At 56.7% G+C, this 15,440-nt stretch carries 14 protein-coding genes; 5 read left to right on the top strand and 9 right to left on the bottom strand.

Features of this window, described 5'->3' with window-relative positions; all coding sequences use genetic code 11:
* The first annotated feature begins 123 nt into the window (after nucleotides 1-123).
* Complete coding sequence (locus DL239_RS00820) at nucleotides 124-903, top strand: gamma-glutamyl-gamma-aminobutyrate hydrolase family protein (protein WP_167681271.1); 780 nt, start codon at nucleotides 124-126, stop codon at nucleotides 901-903.
* An 11-nt stretch (nucleotides 904-914) separates the two neighbouring features.
* Here the strand turns inward: DL239_RS00820 and DL239_RS00815 are convergent, their stop codons facing one another.
* Nucleotides 915-3,113 carry an adenylate/guanylate cyclase domain-containing protein gene (locus tag DL239_RS00815; RefSeq protein ID WP_167681270.1) on the bottom strand — a complete coding sequence of 733 codons (2,199 nt, stop codon included), beginning with the start codon at nucleotides 3,111-3,113 and terminating at the stop codon, nucleotides 915-917.
* Nucleotides 3,114-3,370: 257 nt separating this feature from the next.
* Here DL239_RS00815 and DL239_RS00810 point away from each other — a divergent pair, with 257 nt between their 5' ends.
* Nucleotides 3,371-4,405: a fatty acid desaturase gene (locus DL239_RS00810; protein ID WP_167681268.1), complete on the top strand. Its 1,035-nt coding sequence runs from the start codon at nucleotides 3,371-3,373 to the stop codon at nucleotides 4,403-4,405.
* A gap of 96 nt (nucleotides 4,406-4,501) precedes the next feature.
* Here the strand turns inward: DL239_RS00810 and DL239_RS00805 are convergent, their stop codons facing one another.
* From DL239_RS00805 to DL239_RS00795, 3 genes are all read right to left on the bottom strand, one after another.
* Nucleotides 4,502-6,847, bottom strand: coding sequence for a Hint domain-containing protein (locus DL239_RS00805; protein WP_167681266.1), 2,346 nt, complete (start codon nucleotides 6,845-6,847; stop codon nucleotides 4,502-4,504).
* 231 nt (nucleotides 6,848-7,078) lie between these two features.
* Complete coding sequence (locus tag DL239_RS00800; protein WP_167681263.1) at nucleotides 7,079-9,319, bottom strand: xanthine dehydrogenase family protein molybdopterin-binding subunit; 2,241 nt, start codon at nucleotides 9,317-9,319, stop codon at nucleotides 7,079-7,081.
* A gap of 3 nt (nucleotides 9,320-9,322) precedes the next feature.
* Nucleotides 9,323-9,787, bottom strand: a complete 465-nt coding sequence (locus DL239_RS00795) for a (2Fe-2S)-binding protein (protein WP_167681261.1) — start codon at nucleotides 9,785-9,787, stop codon at nucleotides 9,323-9,325.
* A gap of 99 nt (nucleotides 9,788-9,886) precedes the next feature.
* Here DL239_RS00795 and DL239_RS00790 point away from each other — a divergent pair, with 99 nt between their 5' ends.
* Complete coding sequence (locus DL239_RS00790; RefSeq protein ID WP_167681259.1) at nucleotides 9,887-10,468, top strand: TetR/AcrR family transcriptional regulator; 582 nt, start codon at nucleotides 9,887-9,889, stop codon at nucleotides 10,466-10,468.
* Between the two features lie 151 nt (nucleotides 10,469-10,619).
* Here the strand turns inward: DL239_RS00790 and kynA are convergent, their stop codons facing one another.
* From kynA to kynU, 3 genes are read right to left on the bottom strand one after another with little or no spacing between them, the layout of a single operon-like run.
* Nucleotides 10,620-11,453, bottom strand: coding sequence for a tryptophan 2,3-dioxygenase (gene kynA / locus DL239_RS00785; protein WP_167681257.1), 834 nt, complete (start codon nucleotides 11,451-11,453; stop codon nucleotides 10,620-10,622).
* The gene (locus DL239_RS00780; protein WP_167681255.1) at nucleotides 11,437-11,928 is read right to left on the bottom strand and encodes a GNAT family N-acetyltransferase; all 492 of its coding nucleotides are present in this window, start codon (nucleotides 11,926-11,928) and stop codon (nucleotides 11,437-11,439) included. Before DL239_RS00780 ends, kynA begins: the two co-directional genes overlap by 17 nt.
* On the bottom strand, nucleotides 11,925-13,118 hold the full coding sequence (gene kynU / locus DL239_RS00775) for a kynureninase (protein ID WP_167681253.1): 1,194 nt from the start codon (nucleotides 13,116-13,118) through the stop codon (nucleotides 11,925-11,927). The genes DL239_RS00780 and kynU overlap by 4 nt, the downstream gene beginning before the upstream one ends.
* Before the next feature lie 153 nt (nucleotides 13,119-13,271).
* Between kynU and DL239_RS00770 the strand changes: the two genes are divergently transcribed.
* Nucleotides 13,272-13,490 (top strand): DUF1059 domain-containing protein, encoded by a 219-nt coding sequence (locus DL239_RS00770; protein ID WP_167681251.1) that lies wholly within the window; start codon nucleotides 13,272-13,274, stop codon nucleotides 13,488-13,490.
* 14 nt (nucleotides 13,491-13,504) lie between these two features.
* On the opposite strand, the gene DL239_RS00765 is transcribed toward DL239_RS00770, so the two are convergent.
* Both DL239_RS00765 and DL239_RS00760 read right to left on the bottom strand, forming a co-directional pair.
* Nucleotides 13,505-13,876: an MmcQ/YjbR family DNA-binding protein gene (locus DL239_RS00765; RefSeq protein WP_167681249.1), complete on the bottom strand. Its 372-nt coding sequence runs from the start codon at nucleotides 13,874-13,876 to the stop codon at nucleotides 13,505-13,507.
* Complete coding sequence (locus DL239_RS00760) at nucleotides 13,876-14,628, bottom strand: SDR family NAD(P)-dependent oxidoreductase (protein ID WP_167681247.1); 753 nt, start codon at nucleotides 14,626-14,628, stop codon at nucleotides 13,876-13,878. The genes DL239_RS00765 and DL239_RS00760 overlap by 1 nt, the downstream gene beginning before the upstream one ends.
* Nucleotides 14,629-14,948: 320 nt before the next feature.
* On the opposite strand from DL239_RS00760, the gene DL239_RS00755 reads away from it, so the two are divergent.
* Complete coding sequence (locus tag DL239_RS00755; RefSeq protein ID WP_167681245.1) at nucleotides 14,949-15,398, top strand: methyltransferase family protein; 450 nt, start codon at nucleotides 14,949-14,951, stop codon at nucleotides 15,396-15,398.
* The last annotated feature ends 42 nt before the right edge of the window (nucleotides 15,399-15,440 follow it).

The raw sequence follows: 15,440 nt of genomic DNA, 5'->3' as shown, positions 1-15,440 counted from the left end.
TTGTCCGATTGTTAGCCGCTGGTCAAACGAGAATGGGCAAACGACTCTTGTGCAATGCAGACTTATGCTTGTCAGATAAAACACCTGAGTGTTAGATCGGCTATAAATGTAGAAGGTTATGGTATGACGCGTCCTCGGGTTGGTATTATCGGAAACTCTTATCTGATCAACGATCAGTATCCGGCACATGCCGGTGGCACGATGAATTCAGAGGCGGTGGCTGAAGTTTCTGGATGTATGCCGTTGTTAATCCCGTCGGACCCTAGGTTCTTGTCAGTTGAGGAACTGCTGGAGACCTTTGATGGGTTCCTGTTGACTGGCGGTCGCCCCAATGTACATCCGCAAGAGTATGGAGAGGCAGAGACGGCCGCGCATGGGGCGTTTGATCGGGCACGTGATGCCATAGTGCTACCACTGGTGCGGGCCTGCGTGGAACGGGGGCAGCCGTTTTTTGGTATCTGCCGAGGGTTTCAGGAGGTCAACGTGGCGATGGGGGGGACACTGTACCCTGAGATCCGCGATCTGCCGGGGCGACTGAACCATCGCATGCCGCCTGATGGGACGCTGGAAGAGAAGTTTGCGTTGCGCCACGTTGTTGAGATGTCAGACGGCGGTGTGTTTCACAAGTTGCTTGGTGCACGTGAGGTGATGACCAATACCTTGCACGGGCAGGGGATCAAGACGCCGGGTACGCGTATTGTTATTGATGGTTATGCCCCGGATGGCACACCCGAGGCGACCTATGTCAAGGACTCGCCGGGATTTTCGCTTGCGGTGCAATGGCATCCGGAATGGGATGCGGCCAATGATCCAGTGTCACGGCCATTGTTCCAGGCGTTTGGCAAGGCGGTGCATGCATGGGCTGCAGGGGAGCGCCCCAGCGATCTTCATAAAACTGCTTAGCAGGTCCAAGCTCAATCTGATCTTTCAATGGCCTTGATTGCGTTCTGAGCTTTGCGGCCGGTCAAAGATCCATCGGTCATTTTCATGAGGGTGGGCAAAGCATTTTTTGCTCCAGGACCAATTTGTTCAAGCGATTTGATAGCTTGGTTTTTAACCACTTTGCTTTCATCCACAAGTGCCAGCGTGAGCAGGGGAACGGTGTCAGAGGCGTCAAGCTCGGGGAAGCCCAAGATCATCGCAACATTTCGGCGCTGAGAGGTGTTCCCGGTTTCTAAACGGTTCTGCAGATACCCAATTGGATCATCGGGTGGCAATGCAGCAAGATGAAGCCCGTTGATCACATTGGTTACGATCTCTGGGTTATGTTCCCAGGTGAACGGAAAATGGTAGGAATAGGGAAGTGCAGAAAGTTCTTTTTGGCCAGCCTTTGGCAGGGCCAGTCTTATGGCGGCGTTGGCTTCATCGAAACGCTGAAGATGTGCAAAGGTTGCTGCGGCAATAACCGCCAGCTGTTTAGCATTGGGGTCGCGTTCTAATGCTTTGGACAGAACGTCAGCAGATTGCTCAAGCTCGCCCATTGAATAATGCGCCATGGCCTGAGCAAAGACGTAATAGCTGGGGTAGGTTGGATTCAGCCGCATGGCCTGATCTACCAAATCCAAACCAAGTTTTGGCTGGCCGGTCGTGATCATCGCCCATGCCATGGCTATGAAAGCCTCGGGATCATTTGGGTCAGTTGCAATTGCCCGTGTGGCGTCAGTCTTGGCAATATCGTAGCGGCTATTATATAGATTGACCCCCGAGGCCGCTACGTTGCCCAGAGATGAGGGGAGACGTTTGGTTTCAGCAAGGGCGCTCATCGCATATGCATTTGCCTCACCAGCGCTGAGGCCCAGTGGTTTGTTCCACCGCAATTGGCAGCCACGCAGATAAGCCAGGCTAAGCGCCGCATGGGCGCGGCCATAATTTGGGTCGATTTCAAGCGCCTGTTTGAACTGATCAACTGCGTTGGCATTGTCCTCGGCTGAGTATTCCAGAAAACTCTCCCAACCGCTTTGGAACACTTCACGCGCTAGAATGTCTGTGGTCTGGCCGAGGGCAATTTCCTGCTCTTCCTCTTCTGTCAGGTTAATTGCCAGTGCTTTGGCAATTTTGCGGATGAAGGTATCTTGAACCTCAAAAATATCGGTGACGTCGCCATCGTAGCGTTCGGCCCAAATGTGACCTCCGGTAGTGGCGTCGATCAGCTGCGCGTTGACGCGAACCTGATCACCAGAACGGCGTGCGCTGCCTTCGAGCACGTATTGCACACCCAGTTCCTTGGCCACCATGGGGATGTTCACAGATTGGCCTTTGTACACAAATGTGGAATTGCGGGCGACGACGAAGAGACCTGAGATGCGTGACAGATCCGTGATCAAATCTTCGGTTAGGCCGTCAGAGAATCCTTCTTGTGTGGGGTCGTTGGACAGGTTGGCGAAAGGCAGGACTGCGAGTGAGGGTTTGTCAGGCAGAGGCAGGGCGGTGCGTTCTAAGTTTGCAGGCGCTGGGCCAGTCGTTTGGAATTGCGACCAGCCAAGGCCACCTAGAATGACAAGTCCGGCTGCCATGACCGCAGCCAGGTTCCAGCGCGTCTTTGATGACGGTGCGTTAGGGCTTTGCTCAACGGGGAGGGCGGCAACAATCGCCGTAAGGTGGTTAAACTCGATGGTGGCCGCATGAACTGGTTTATCGATATTCTTGACCGTGATCGCACCTAAGTCCTTAAAATCGAGGTGGAGTTTGCCACGGATCTGGTCGCGAACAGATTGGTGGACGCAGATACCGCCGGGTTCTGCCAAAGATTCTAATCTGGCCGCGATATTGACCCCATCGCCAAAGAGATCGTCATCATCCGCCACCACGTCACCAATGTTGATGCCAATGCGGTAGCTTAGCCGCTGGCCTTCGGTTTGATGAAGCTCGGACAGTCCTATGGCGTGCTGCATGCAGATGGCGAAATGCACCGCTTCAACAGCACTGGAGAACTCCATAAAACCGCCATCGCCCATGACCTTGATCATGCGTCCATTGTGACTTTTGGCGAGCGGCTGAATGACCTGTGAAAAGGTTTGTTTCAGGGCGCTGATCGTAGCGGTCTCATCCTGGCCCATTGCCCGGCTGTAGCCGACAATGTCGTAAAACAGTATGGCTGCGAGTCGACGGTTCATGGCGTCTCTCCCTGTCGCTGATACTAACAAGAAATGGTGCAAAAATCCATGCGGTCGACGCTTGTGTAGACATTCAATCACACATTTCGACTTTTCGCCGGATGCGCGCGCGTGACGCAGTTTTTCGATATTGAGCAGGAAGAGTGTGACGTTAAGTCAGCGAAGCCTTGCCAGAATGCCTGTTTTCGCTCAAATTTTACTTGCTATGACGCTCTGGTAGTTTAATCGGTGGTTAAGCAACGACAAAAAGCAGGCGCATGACCCAAACCACTGAACAATCCCGGACGCAACCCGGCGCGCTCTCAGCGCGCGACTGGGTAAAGACATTGGCAAAATACCGCGAGCCGAACCAGCTGCGAAGCGTATTCGAGCTTGCTGTGACCTTTGGTCCATTTGTTCTGTTGTGGGCACTGGCCTGGTGGTCGATGTCGATCAGTTACTGGCTGACATTTGCAATTTCATGCGCCAACGCGCTGTTCCTGTTGCGCCTTTTTACAATCCAGCATGATTGTGGCCACGGATCGTTTTTCAAGAACCGCCATGTCAGCGACTGGGTTGGTCGTGTGATCGGCGTTCTGACGCTGACGCCTTACGATGTTTGGCGTCGGACCCATTCGGCACACCACAGTGCGGCGGGTAATCTGGGCAAGCGGGGCATGGGGGATATCCACACGCTTACCGTGGCAGAATACAACGAGTTGAACGGCTTTAATCGTCTGATGTACCGGGTGTACCGCAACCCGATCACTTTGTTTGGCTTTGGTCCCGGATATTTGTTCTTTGTACAAAACCGGGTGCCGTTGGGTCTTATGAACAGTGTCAGATACTGGGTCAGTGCAATGGGCACCAATATTTCGATTATCGCAGCTTTGCTGGTAATCTGGTATTTCGGTGGGTTTGCTGCGGTTTTCCTGATTTTTGTTCCGTCAACGTTGTTGGCTGCAACTGCTGGCATGTGGTTGTTCTACGTGCAGCACCAGTTTGAAGACACCCGCTGGGAGCAGGATGAGAACTGGCAACTGCATGACGCGGCGCTGCATGGCAGCTCGCACTATGTGCTGCCGTCTGTACTGCAGTGGTTCAGCGCCAACATTGGCATTCACCATGTGCACCACCTGTACAGCCGGATCCCGTTTTATCGCCTGACCGAGGTCCTGCGCGACCATAATGTACTGGCGGAAAGCAACAAGATGACCATCCGCGAGAGCCTTGCCTGTGCCCGGTTGCACCTGTGGGATGAGAATAGCCGTCAGTTGTTGTCGTTCTCGCAAGCGCGGGTGATGTACGGCTGATCTGCCAGAAAGCTTGATGAAATCAAAAACACCGCAGCCCCAAGGGGTGCGGTGTTTTTCTTTGGCCGCGAGCAGCGGACCAAGGTGCCACACTCATTAGGCCGCGAGCAGCAAACCTTCGTGTGACTTGAGACATAGGCGAGCTGTGTCGCCAAACCCGCCTGCGTGGCTGCGCAGTTCTGGGAACAGGGTGAACATTTCATCCAAGCCTTCTTCGGTCAGGGCGTTAAGGGCCTCATCTCCGGGATAGAAGCTCTCGGTGGCGGCGCCATTGGCATAGACCACCTCGTGCTTGTCCAGCATCAGGTGCATGTAGGTGACTGCGCCACCTTCGCGACGGGATACGGCTGGATTTGCCAGTAGGTGACGCGCTGCAACCAGAACTTCGTCGTCTCCGAACAGCATTTGGGCCCGTGCGCCGCTCCATAGCAGACGGTGCTGCGGCGATACCAGCAAAGGTGCAGTGGCATCAGGCAGTAATGTTGGAGCAATTTCAATGGGTGCAAAATCGCCTTGGGCGGCAACGGTGCGACTGCCTACCCAGCGCAGGGGCTGCAATCCGTGGTCGCGCGTGACGATCAGGTCGCCGACCGTCAGGGTCTCGATGGGGCGGGGGCCATGGGCGGTGTCGATCAATGTACCGGGTGTGAAGCAGATGATGTTTTCGATGTTCGAGAACGTCACCAGAGAGCCATCGAGCATTTCGACGGTGCCTGCCTTTTCGCCCGGAAGGTCAGTGGTCAGGATCAGCGTGGACTTGTCGGCTAGCCCATTCAGGTTGAGAGTGTCGCCGGTAGTATCACCATCATCGCCTTCATTGCCGATGATGGTGATACTACCGCTACCGGATTCATTGTAGTCGCTGAGGACGAACATATCGTCGCCGTCGCCGCCCTCTGCGGTGTCGCCCTGCGCGACCATCAAGGTGTCATTGCCGGTGCCGCCAGACATGCTGTCAGCGCCATTCGCCCCTTGAAGGGTGTCGTTACCGTTGCCGCCTAGCAGGGTATCTGCGCCATAGCCTCCGTTCAGACTATCTGCACCGATGCCACCGTCTAGGAAGTCACTGGAGCCGCCACCATTAATCGTGTCGCTGCCGCTGCCCCCGATGAGCGAGTCACTGTCATTGCCGCCCTGAAGAAGGTCATCGCCGTCGCCGCCGATCAGAGTGTCTTGGCCAAAAGACCCTTGCAGTGTGTCGTTGCCGTCGCCACCGTCGGCATAGTCGTCCCCATCGCCGCCCTTAAGCAGGTCATTACCACCTTCACCATAGAGGCTGTCGTTGCCGTCGCCACCGTTCAGAACGTCATCGCCGGGTGGGTTGGCAATGGTGTCAAAGAACACGTCGCTGACCCAAATTGCCTGAGTTCCGTCAAGCTGGTTTGCGTAGATGATATCTATTTTTTCGACAGGGCCAGCGATTTCCACCAACAGAGATCCTGTCGCGTCCGAAGCGCTTTCGCTGGTTTCGCCTGCGGTAACTGTATTGCCGGAAACCACATCGGTGTTGGTGCTATTGTCGACAACCGTCAGGGTGACAGTCACAGGAGCGCCGTTGGCGTCATAGGCGTTGACTGTGATCAGATCACGGTGGTTGCCCGAGATGAAGTCGATGTCGCTAATTCGGAAGACAACATTTTCAACTTCGTTATCTACGTCTGACGTGCTGTTGGCGGCGAAATTGAGTGTTGTTGTCGAGGTTGCGTCATCGCCGTCGCCGCGCAGCTTTAGCGACGAATTCTCGTCGAATGCCTCGCCTGATGCGACGTAGATGGTGTCTGTGGTTTCCAGATTATAGGTGGGTGAGTTATTGCCGTCGTTGGTGAAACTGACGGAGACGTCAATCTGTCCGGTGGTCTGGGTGAACCCTGCACTGACGTTTTGATTGTCGTTACCCTGAGCATCCCAGTTTAGCGATTCAGTTGTAGAGGTGCCGCCGTCGCCATAGATGACGTCATCACCGGTACCGCCGTCCACAGTATCATTTCCGCTGCCGCCGTAGATCCAGTCGTTGCCGCTGCCGCTGCTAATGTCATCAGCACCGGCTTGTCCGTAGACCAGATCTGCGTTGTCAGCAGTGTCGTTTATGCTGTCGCCGTCGCCATCGGTATAGCTGCTGTCGATTACGTCGTTGCCAGAAGTGCCGTCGACTTGGTGGTCTGGTACAAGAGAATAGCTTGGGGCGCTGACCACATCGGCACTGGTCAAGGTGTCGACCTCGCCATAGTCCGGAACAAAATAGACGTTGCCATTGGTGGCCAGATGATACTGCCCGGTTTCCACCAAGTCAGTGTAGCTTGTACCGTCATCAATCCCGGTAAAGACCCATTCGCCGGTTCCCAAATTGGTACTAGACGTAAAAAGATACCAAGCGCCGCCGATCACGTCATCGACGCCCAGTGCGCTGTCTGCGCCCAGTGAAACTAGATAACCGCTTGGCATTGCTCTTCCTTAACTCATCACTGCCGACGCGCGGCATTAGGGATTTGTTAACCTTGTTAGAGGAGGGGCATGGCTGAATTTTGCGTGGAAAATGGAGACTTTACGGCGGGGTGCCTAAGAGGTGCCGCAATTGCAATGTTCGGGGCTGGACCGCGGAGAGCCGGGGCCAGCCCCGGACCCCGTGGTATTTATGACAAGAAGAATCTGATCGATCAAAGATCAACGCAGGTGTTAGGTAAACAGGTCGAAATCATGCATCAGGGGCAGGCGACGTGCGCGTTTGCCGGTGAGATCAAAGATTGCATTGGCCAGGGCCGGGGCCGCAGGCGGTGTGCCCGGTTCCCCTGCGCCGCCCATGTGCTTTTGCGTTTCCAGAACCCGGACCTCGGTTTGGGGCATGGTGTGCATGCGCAGGGCGTCATAGTCGGGGAAGTTGCCTTGCTCGACCTCGCCGTTGGCAAAGGTGATCTCGCCAAAGAGTGCGGCGGATAACCCGTAGACCATACCGCCAGACATTTGAGCCTTGACCGTTTCAGGGTCAAGCGCCAGCCCCATGTCGCAGGCGATCCATGCCTTGTTGAGGCGGATGCTACCGTCTTCGTCGACGACCTCGATCACCTGGGCAACAGGGGTGCCAAAGCTGTAGCACATGGCTACACCGCGCCCGACGCCATCTGGAGTTTTGCCGGTCCAACCGGACATCTCTTTGACTGCTTCCAGCACACCTGCGGCAGGGGCCCATTCCTGCCGCGCAAGTGCCAGGCGGAATTCGAGCGGGTCGGCGCCTGCCTTGTGGGCCATTTCGTCCATGAAGCTTTCGACAAAGAAGCCGTTGAACGAGTTGCCGACGGAGCGCCAGAAACCGACCGGGATTGATATGTCACTCAGGTGGCCGCTCATGCGGAAGTTGGGGATAGCGTAGGGCGGGTTGAAGAAGCCTTCGACATGGACCTTGTCGGGGCCACCGGCAGGCAGGCCTGCAATGCGATCCATGATCTGTGCTGTCGGTGATGCGGCTGCGACCTTGCCGTCCATCAGTACGACCGCACCGTCTTTGACTGCTCCGCGCATTCGCCCGATGGCCCCGGGGCGGTAGAAATCGTGGCGCATGTCTTCTTCGCGCGACCAAGTTAGTTGTACCGGGACGCCGGGCATTTGTTTGGCTAGGCGGGTTGCGAGAATTGAAAAGTCTAGCTCTACCCTGCGACCAAAACCGCCGCCCAGGTAGGTGGTGTGCACCTCGACCTGTTCGCTTTCAAGTCCGGCTTCGGTTGCGCATTTCCATTGGTGTATTGTGGGCATCTGATTGCCACACCAAAGGGTCAGCTTGTCAGTTTCAAACAGCGCGGTGGCGTTCATTGGCTCCATGGTGGCATGGGCCAGATAAGGGAGCTGATACTCGGCGGTCAGCCCAACTGCGCCTTTGGGCAGTTGATCAACATCGCCATCGTCACGCATGGTGGAGTTTGGTTCGTCGTCAAAGGCCTCGGCGATGCGAGCAAAGACCTGATCAGTTTCGGGCGGGTAGGGGGCATCTTGCCAGTCAATTTCGATCGCTTCGACCGCTTGCATGGCCAGCCATGTATTATTGGCAACCACGGCGACTCCATCGCCCATGTCGACGATCTTTTCGACGCCGGGCATGGTTTCGGCTGTCGTCGCGTCAAAGCTGTTCATGCCTGCTCCCAGACGTGGGTTCATACGAACTGAGGCAAACTTCATCCCCGGTTGGCGTACGTCGATGCCAAATTCGGCGGTGCCGGTGGCCTTTTCCACCATGTCTACACGCGGCTGGGTTTTGCCCAAAAGACGCCATTCGCTGCGGGGGCGCAGGTCGGGCTCAACCGGATCAAGCTTGGCTGCGTCCAAGGCCAGTTCGGAATAGCTGAGCGAGGTGCCGTCAGGGGCCTGAACCATGCCCTTGGCGGTCTTTAATTGTTCGCGGTTTATGCCCAGTCGATTGGCGGCGGCCTGTTTCAGGGTTTCACGCGCGGAGGCACCGGCCTGGCGCATGCGTTTGTAACCGTCCTTCATAGAAGTCGACCCACCGGTGCCCTGCATGTTCAGGGTTCTTCCTAAAACCCCCATCACTTCGCCGACGGCATGTTGGAAGTCACTGACGTTGTAGCCGCGATTGGGCAAAGCGTCGGCCATGAAGGCGCTGTTGTAATAAGCCCTGGCGGCGGGGCCATGTAAGACGCGAACATCTTCGAGTTCGACATCCAGTTCCTCGGCAATTAGGGCGGCCCAGGTGGTTTTGACGCCTTGGCCCATTTCTGCGCGGGGAGCAAAGAGCGTGACGCCCTGTTGGTCGATCAGAACAAAGGGATTGAGCGCGGCCTCGCCCTTGCCGGGTTTCAGCGGGTTGGGGGCCGGGCGGCTGACGTAGTAAGCGCCAAAGGCGACGCCGCCGACGATGGCTGCAGATCCGATCAGGAAGGTGCGGCGGGCGATTTTTCCAATGCTGGCCATGGATCAAGCCTCCTGCATTTTTTGCGCGGCGGTGTGAACGGCGGCGCGGATACGCGGGTAGGTGCCGCAGCGGCACAGGTTGCCCTGCATGGCCTCGTCAATATCTGCGTCTGTTGGTGATGGGTTTTCGGCCAAGAGGCTGGCAGCTTGCATGATTTGTCCGGATTGGCAGTAGCCGCATTGGGCAACCTGGTGGTCGACCCAGGCCTGCTGTATCGTGGCCATTGCGCCCGGTTTGCCGATGCCTTCGATGGTGGTGATCTCGCCCTCAACGTCGCCTAGCGCGGTTTGGCAGGACCGTACCGACTCACCATTGATGTGCACGGTGCAGGCACCACAGGCGGCGACGCCGCAGCCGTATTTGGTGCCGGTCAGGCCAACCTCATCCCGTAACACCCAGAGCAGGGGGACGTCGTCAGGCAGGTCCACTTGGTGGGATTTTCCGTTGATGAGAAGGGTTGTCGACATGGCGGCATTCTTTCTGGCTGTGCGGATTTCTGACAGAATGACTGCAAAGTGTCAGGGTGTCAATTGACAAATTTTCGTGAAAGTGTCAGACGTGAAATCATGATCAAAGCAAGTAAAGATCCAAAGCAGCAGGCCATATTGGAATCCGCATGGGCGGTCTTTTCCACCTATGGATTTCGCAAGACGTCGATGGATGACATCGCGCGTGGGGCGGGCATGTCGCGCCCGGCGCTATATCTGCATTACCGCAACAAAGAGGCGATCTTTGCCGGCCTGGTTGAGGGGCATTATGGGCTGGCGCTTGAAACGGTGGCCGAAGCTCTGGCATCTGAGGCCAACCTTTCAGAACGGCTGCATGCTGCGTTTGAGGCTCAGGGTGGGCCAGCAATGAAGGCGATGATGGATTCGCCGCATGGGCTGGAGCTGTTTGAGGCTGGGATGAGTGCGGCTGGTGAGGAAATTGCAGCGGGCGAGAAGGCGCTGCAGGGCGTCTATGCGGACTGGCTTAGTAAGGAAGCGGCGGATGGCCGGGTGGCCTTGCCCGGTGAGGCAACTGAAATTGCGCGTGTGTTTTGTTCGACCATGAAGGGGATCAAGCATACGTCGCACGATTACTCCAGCTATGCCTCGGGTGTGGCGCAGCTGGCGGCGTTGTTTGGGGCGGCGCTGCGGGCGGACTAAAGAGGAGGTCTTGTCTTCGCCTGTTCTCAGAGAGTTTGTCGCCTGGCGGAAGGCCGGGCCGCGCCTGACCTTCCCCGCGGGAAGGCGCGTTGCACCTCCCCAAGGTCAGGCACCGCCCTCAGCTATTTGACAACGGTCTACCTTTCCTCAGTTAGAGTTCGGTACGCAGGTGCCAAAGCTCGGGGAACAGTTCGACCGCCAACATGCGTTTCAGATAGCTGACCCCGCCGGTGCCGCCGGTGCCGCGTTTGAAACCGATGACCCGTTCAACTGTGGTGACGTGGTTGAAACGCCAGCGGCGGAAGTAGTCCTCGAGGTCGACCAGTTTTTCCGCTAGCTCGTACAGTTCCCAGTGAGTTTCCGGGTCACGGTAGACTTGGCTCCAGGCCTCTTGCACCGCGGCGTGGGGCTGGTGGGTTTCTTCCAGCGGGCGGCTAAGAACCTCGTCAGGTAGGGTAATCGACTGGGACAAGGCGCGCAGGGCCACATCGTACATCGAGGGTTGTTTCAGCTCATCCTCAAGCAGCGCCACCAGTTCGGGGCGGTGGCTGTGGGGTTTCAGCATGGCCTGATTGCGGTTGCCCAGCATGAATTCGATCTGGCGATACTGGTGTGACTGAAAGCCTGAGCTTTGCCCAAGGGCATCGCGAAAGGCGGTATAGTCCGAGGGCGTCATGGTGCGCAGCACGTCCCAGGCGGAGTTCAACTGCTCGAATATGCGCGACACACGGGCCAGCATCTTGAATGCTTGGCGGGTTTTGCCGTCCAGCAGGCAGGTGCGGGCGGCGTTCAGCTCGTGAATGGCCAGCCGCATCCACAGTTCGGATGTCTGGTGCTGGATGATGAAGAGCATTTCATCATGGGTGTCGGTCCAGGTTTTCTGGGCATCCAGGATCGTGTCCAGCGATAGGTAGTCGCCATAGGACATCCGATCCTTGAAGTTCATTTCGGCTCCGTCTTTGGACGGGTCATAGGGTTTGCTCATGTGAGGCATCCAATGTCAGTGACATGGCAAAGCGTTTTAGCTGCTCGCCGTTTCTGTCAACTATCTCCATTTCATCGACCTGCCACCCCTGACGGGCAAAGAAGGGCCGCGCCATCAGGCTGGCATGGGTCGTCAATCGCGTCAGATTTCGACCGCGTGCCCGTTCAAGGGTGATGTCATAGAGAGCCTGCGCCACAGAGCGACCCATCCAGCGGGGGCGCACGTAGGTAAAGTCGACGTAGCCTTGGGGTGTTGCACACATAAAGCCTGCGATCTCACCACCTGCCTCGGCCACCCAGGTTTCAAGTTTGGCCAAGCTGTCTGGCCACCAGTCCGGCATGTCAGCTGAAGGGGCCCAGGCTTGGCGTTGCGCCGCGCTGTAATGCGCGACGGTGCCTTTGTGGATTGCCTCGCTGAAGATAGAGTACAGCGTACGGGCGTCGTCAGGGTGATATGCCCGTATTGTAACACTCATGTCACCGCGGCGCGGATTTTGTATTCTGGGCGGTCCCAGAGGTTGTTGTTCATCACATCAGCGATGATATCCACAGCGGCGTTTACATCACCTTCGTCGATGTACAGCGGAGTGAAGCCAAACCGCATGATATCTGGCGCGCGGAAGTCGCCAATGACGCCACGGGCAATGACGGCCTGCATTGCGGCATAGCCTTCGTGAAATTTGAACGAGACCTGACTGCCGCGTTGTTGGCCGTCGCGGGGGCTGGCGAGGGTGAGCTCGGGGCATTTGGCCTCGATCCCTGCAATGAACAGGTCACAGAGTTCGATGGACTTGGCGCGAACCGTTTCCATGTCGGCCATGTCCCAGATGTCCATGGCTGCTTCAAGTGAGGTCAGTTGCAACACTGGCGGCGTGCCGACACGCATACGTTCGATACCTGCGCCGGGGCGGTAGTCGAGATCAAAAGCAAACGGGGCCTCGTGGCCCAGCCAGCCGGACAGGGCGGGGCGGACCTGATCAATGTGGCGTGGGGCGACATAGATAAAGGCAGGCGCGCCGGGGCCCCCATTGAGGTATTTGTAGGTGCAGCCAATTGCGAAATCGGCGTTGCAACCGGCCAGATCAACGGGCAAAGCGCCAGCAGAGTGCGCCAAATCCCAGACAGTCACGATGCCCTTGGCCTGGGCCTGCTCGGTAAGCGCTTGCATGTTGTGGACACGACCGGTGCGGTAATCGACCTGGGTCAACATCAGCACGGCAACATCGTCGGTCAGGTTGTCGGCCACATCTTCGGGGTTCACCACGCGCAGCTCGTAATCATCACCCAGTGACTTTAGCAGGCCGTCGGCCATATAGAGGTCGGTGGGGAAGTTGCCGTTATCGGACAGCACAACTTTGCGGGTTGGGTTCAGATCCAGTGCGGAGGCAACCGCTTGATAGACCTTGATAGACAGGGTGTCGCCCATCACCACGTGGCCCGGCTCGGCGCCAATTAGGCGGCCAACACGATCACCCAAAGCGCTAGATTTGGCCATCCAACCAGCTTTGTTCCAGCCGGTGATCAGCATCTCGCCCCATTCATTCTGCATCATGTCGCCAACCCGTTTGGTTGCGGCGAGGGGGAGTGGGCCCAGCGAGTTTCCATCCAGGTAGATCATACCCTCAGGCAGGTGGAACATGGCTTTGGTTGCGGCAAAGTCGGTCATTGAGGCCTCGTTGAGTGTGGGTATTTTAAGCATGAAACATATAGTAACTAGGCGACGGATGTCGACCTGTCGAGCCAATTCTTACGTGATGAAAAATCTCGTCAAAGATGGTTCCAGCCCTAACTGGTAAAAGGTGTTAGAGGGGGATCGAATATGTCAAATGCCTACGCTTATGCCTGCCGGGATTGCGAAGGAATGGAGTCTTGCCCAGCCAGTGTTGTGGCCGCGTCGGAAGCAGAGGTTTGGAAGCTCATCGAATTGCACGCCGAGTATGCACATGGTGAAGACCCTGCAGACTGGGATCAGGAAACCCGAACCTATCTGGCTACACTTATCAAACCGGTTGATGTCCGTGTGAAGGAAGATGCTTAGCCGCCTTTGAAGGGTTAGCCCATGCTTGGTTCGGGGATACCCAGCTCGAGGCGTTTCTTTTTTGACAGGCCAGCAGCGACCAGATCGTAGGAGATCTCGATATGGCGCTGCAATTCGGCATCTGACAGCCCCGGCGCGTCATAATGCTGCAGCCATTTCATCCCGCGTGAGGCGAGATAAGGGGCAGGGCGGATGCCGGGTTGTTCCTGCAGCACCTCGTAGGCGATTTCCGTCACCTTGAAGGTGAAGGCATCGCGGCCATCAGCCCAGCCGCAGATGGCAAAGACCTTGGGGCCGACCTTCCACACATCTGAATTGCCCCACTGTATGACGTGACTGGTGGCAGGCATGTCGGCGCAGAAGGCGTTGAAGGCGGCCCGGTCCATTACATTTCTCCACCTGATATCTGAATGGCCTGACCGTTCATGGACCCGGAATTGGCGCCACACAGGAACAGGGCTGCATCGGCAACTTCCTCAGGTGCGATCAAACGGCCATGAGGGTTGGCGCCGACCATGACCTGCATGGCCTCGTCCTCGCTCATGCCAGTGCGTTTCATAATGCTTTCTACATTCTGTGGTACAATATTGGTGTCGACGTAGGCGGGGCATAATGCGTTGAAGGTATATGGCTTGCCAACGTAGTCGGCGGCCAGTGCCCTGATCATGCCAACCATCGCGTGTTTGCTGGCTGTGTAGCAGCTGCCCCCTTTTAGTCCCTTAAGCCCAGCAATCGAGGAAATAGCGATGACCCGGCCCCAGTCGGTGGTGTGCATCGACTTGAGGCACTCGCGGATGGTCAGAAAGCAGCCGTCGACATTGATGGCCATCATAGTGCGCCAGAACTCCATGTCGGTCTTGTGAAGGGCGCGGCCTTCGGCGATGCCTGCGTTGGGCACGCAGATCTGGATTGGGCCGCGTGCCTCCACTGCGCTAGCGACGCCTGTGACCACCGAGTCTTCGTCTGCCACGTCCATCTGGACCGCGTGCAGGCCATTAATGGCGACTTGCTCCAAAACTTCGGCCCGGCGCCCGGTGATGGTAACTTGTGCGCCTTGTGCGGCCAGTGCCCGCGCAATAGCCAACCCGATTCCGGTGCCGCCACCTGTGACCAATGCGTGCTTTCCGTTCAAACTCATGTGACGATCTCCCTTTGTCCCGACCCTAGCCAGCGTCGGGGAGATGGCAAGCAGGTCGTGCCGTCACAAAGCCAGTGCACACCGAAAATGAAAGGAATCTCAACCGGACGCTGCATGCCAAAGTATACGTAGGCATTTTTGCCAATATGTGCAGGATCATGGCGCAATCGGGAAGAGATTCGTCGTTTATATGAAAGTTGGACATATTGTCCTTATTTCGTGCAAGATGACGATTGGCGCTGGACCCGAAGGCCTGAGAGGGGGCATTTAGGCGAAATGGTTGATAGGTTTTTAAAAAACCGAATGGTGCGGAGCAGTTGATGCGCTGGATGAACACCCCGCCGGTGTGGCTGTTTGCCTGCGTCATGTTGTCTTGGCTGCAGTCGGAATGGTTTTCTTTTGGGCTGAGCTTTGGCGGCACATGGGCGGATTTGTTGGCTGGGTTGCTGATTGGAGCTGGGATCATCCTGGCATTGCTGGCCGTCCACGAGATGCGCCGCCACAAGACGACGGTTATTCCGCACAAGACGCCTACGCATTTGGTGCAGAGCGGGATTTTCAGTCGGTCACGTAATCCGATCTATCTGGGTGACGTCCTGATCCTGGCCGGTTTTATCTTGCGGTTTGACGCGGTTCTGTCGCTGCCGCTTATTCCGATTTTTGTCTGGATCATGGAACGCGGTTTTATCCTTCAGGAAGAGGACAGGATGCGCCGAACGTTCCGAGCGGATTGGGCCAGATACGAACAAAAAACCCGTCGTTGGGTGTAACGAAAATGCGGCGTTGCAGGATATGCATGCCGCGATGCAGCG

This window comes from Parasedimentitalea denitrificans (assembly GCF_011813015.1).
Classification (GTDB): domain Bacteria; phylum Pseudomonadota; class Alphaproteobacteria; order Rhodobacterales; family Rhodobacteraceae; genus Parasedimentitalea; species Parasedimentitalea denitrificans.
The sequence above is the reverse complement of the archived record's forward strand: the minus strand, read 5'-3'. Positions and strand labels throughout refer to the sequence as shown.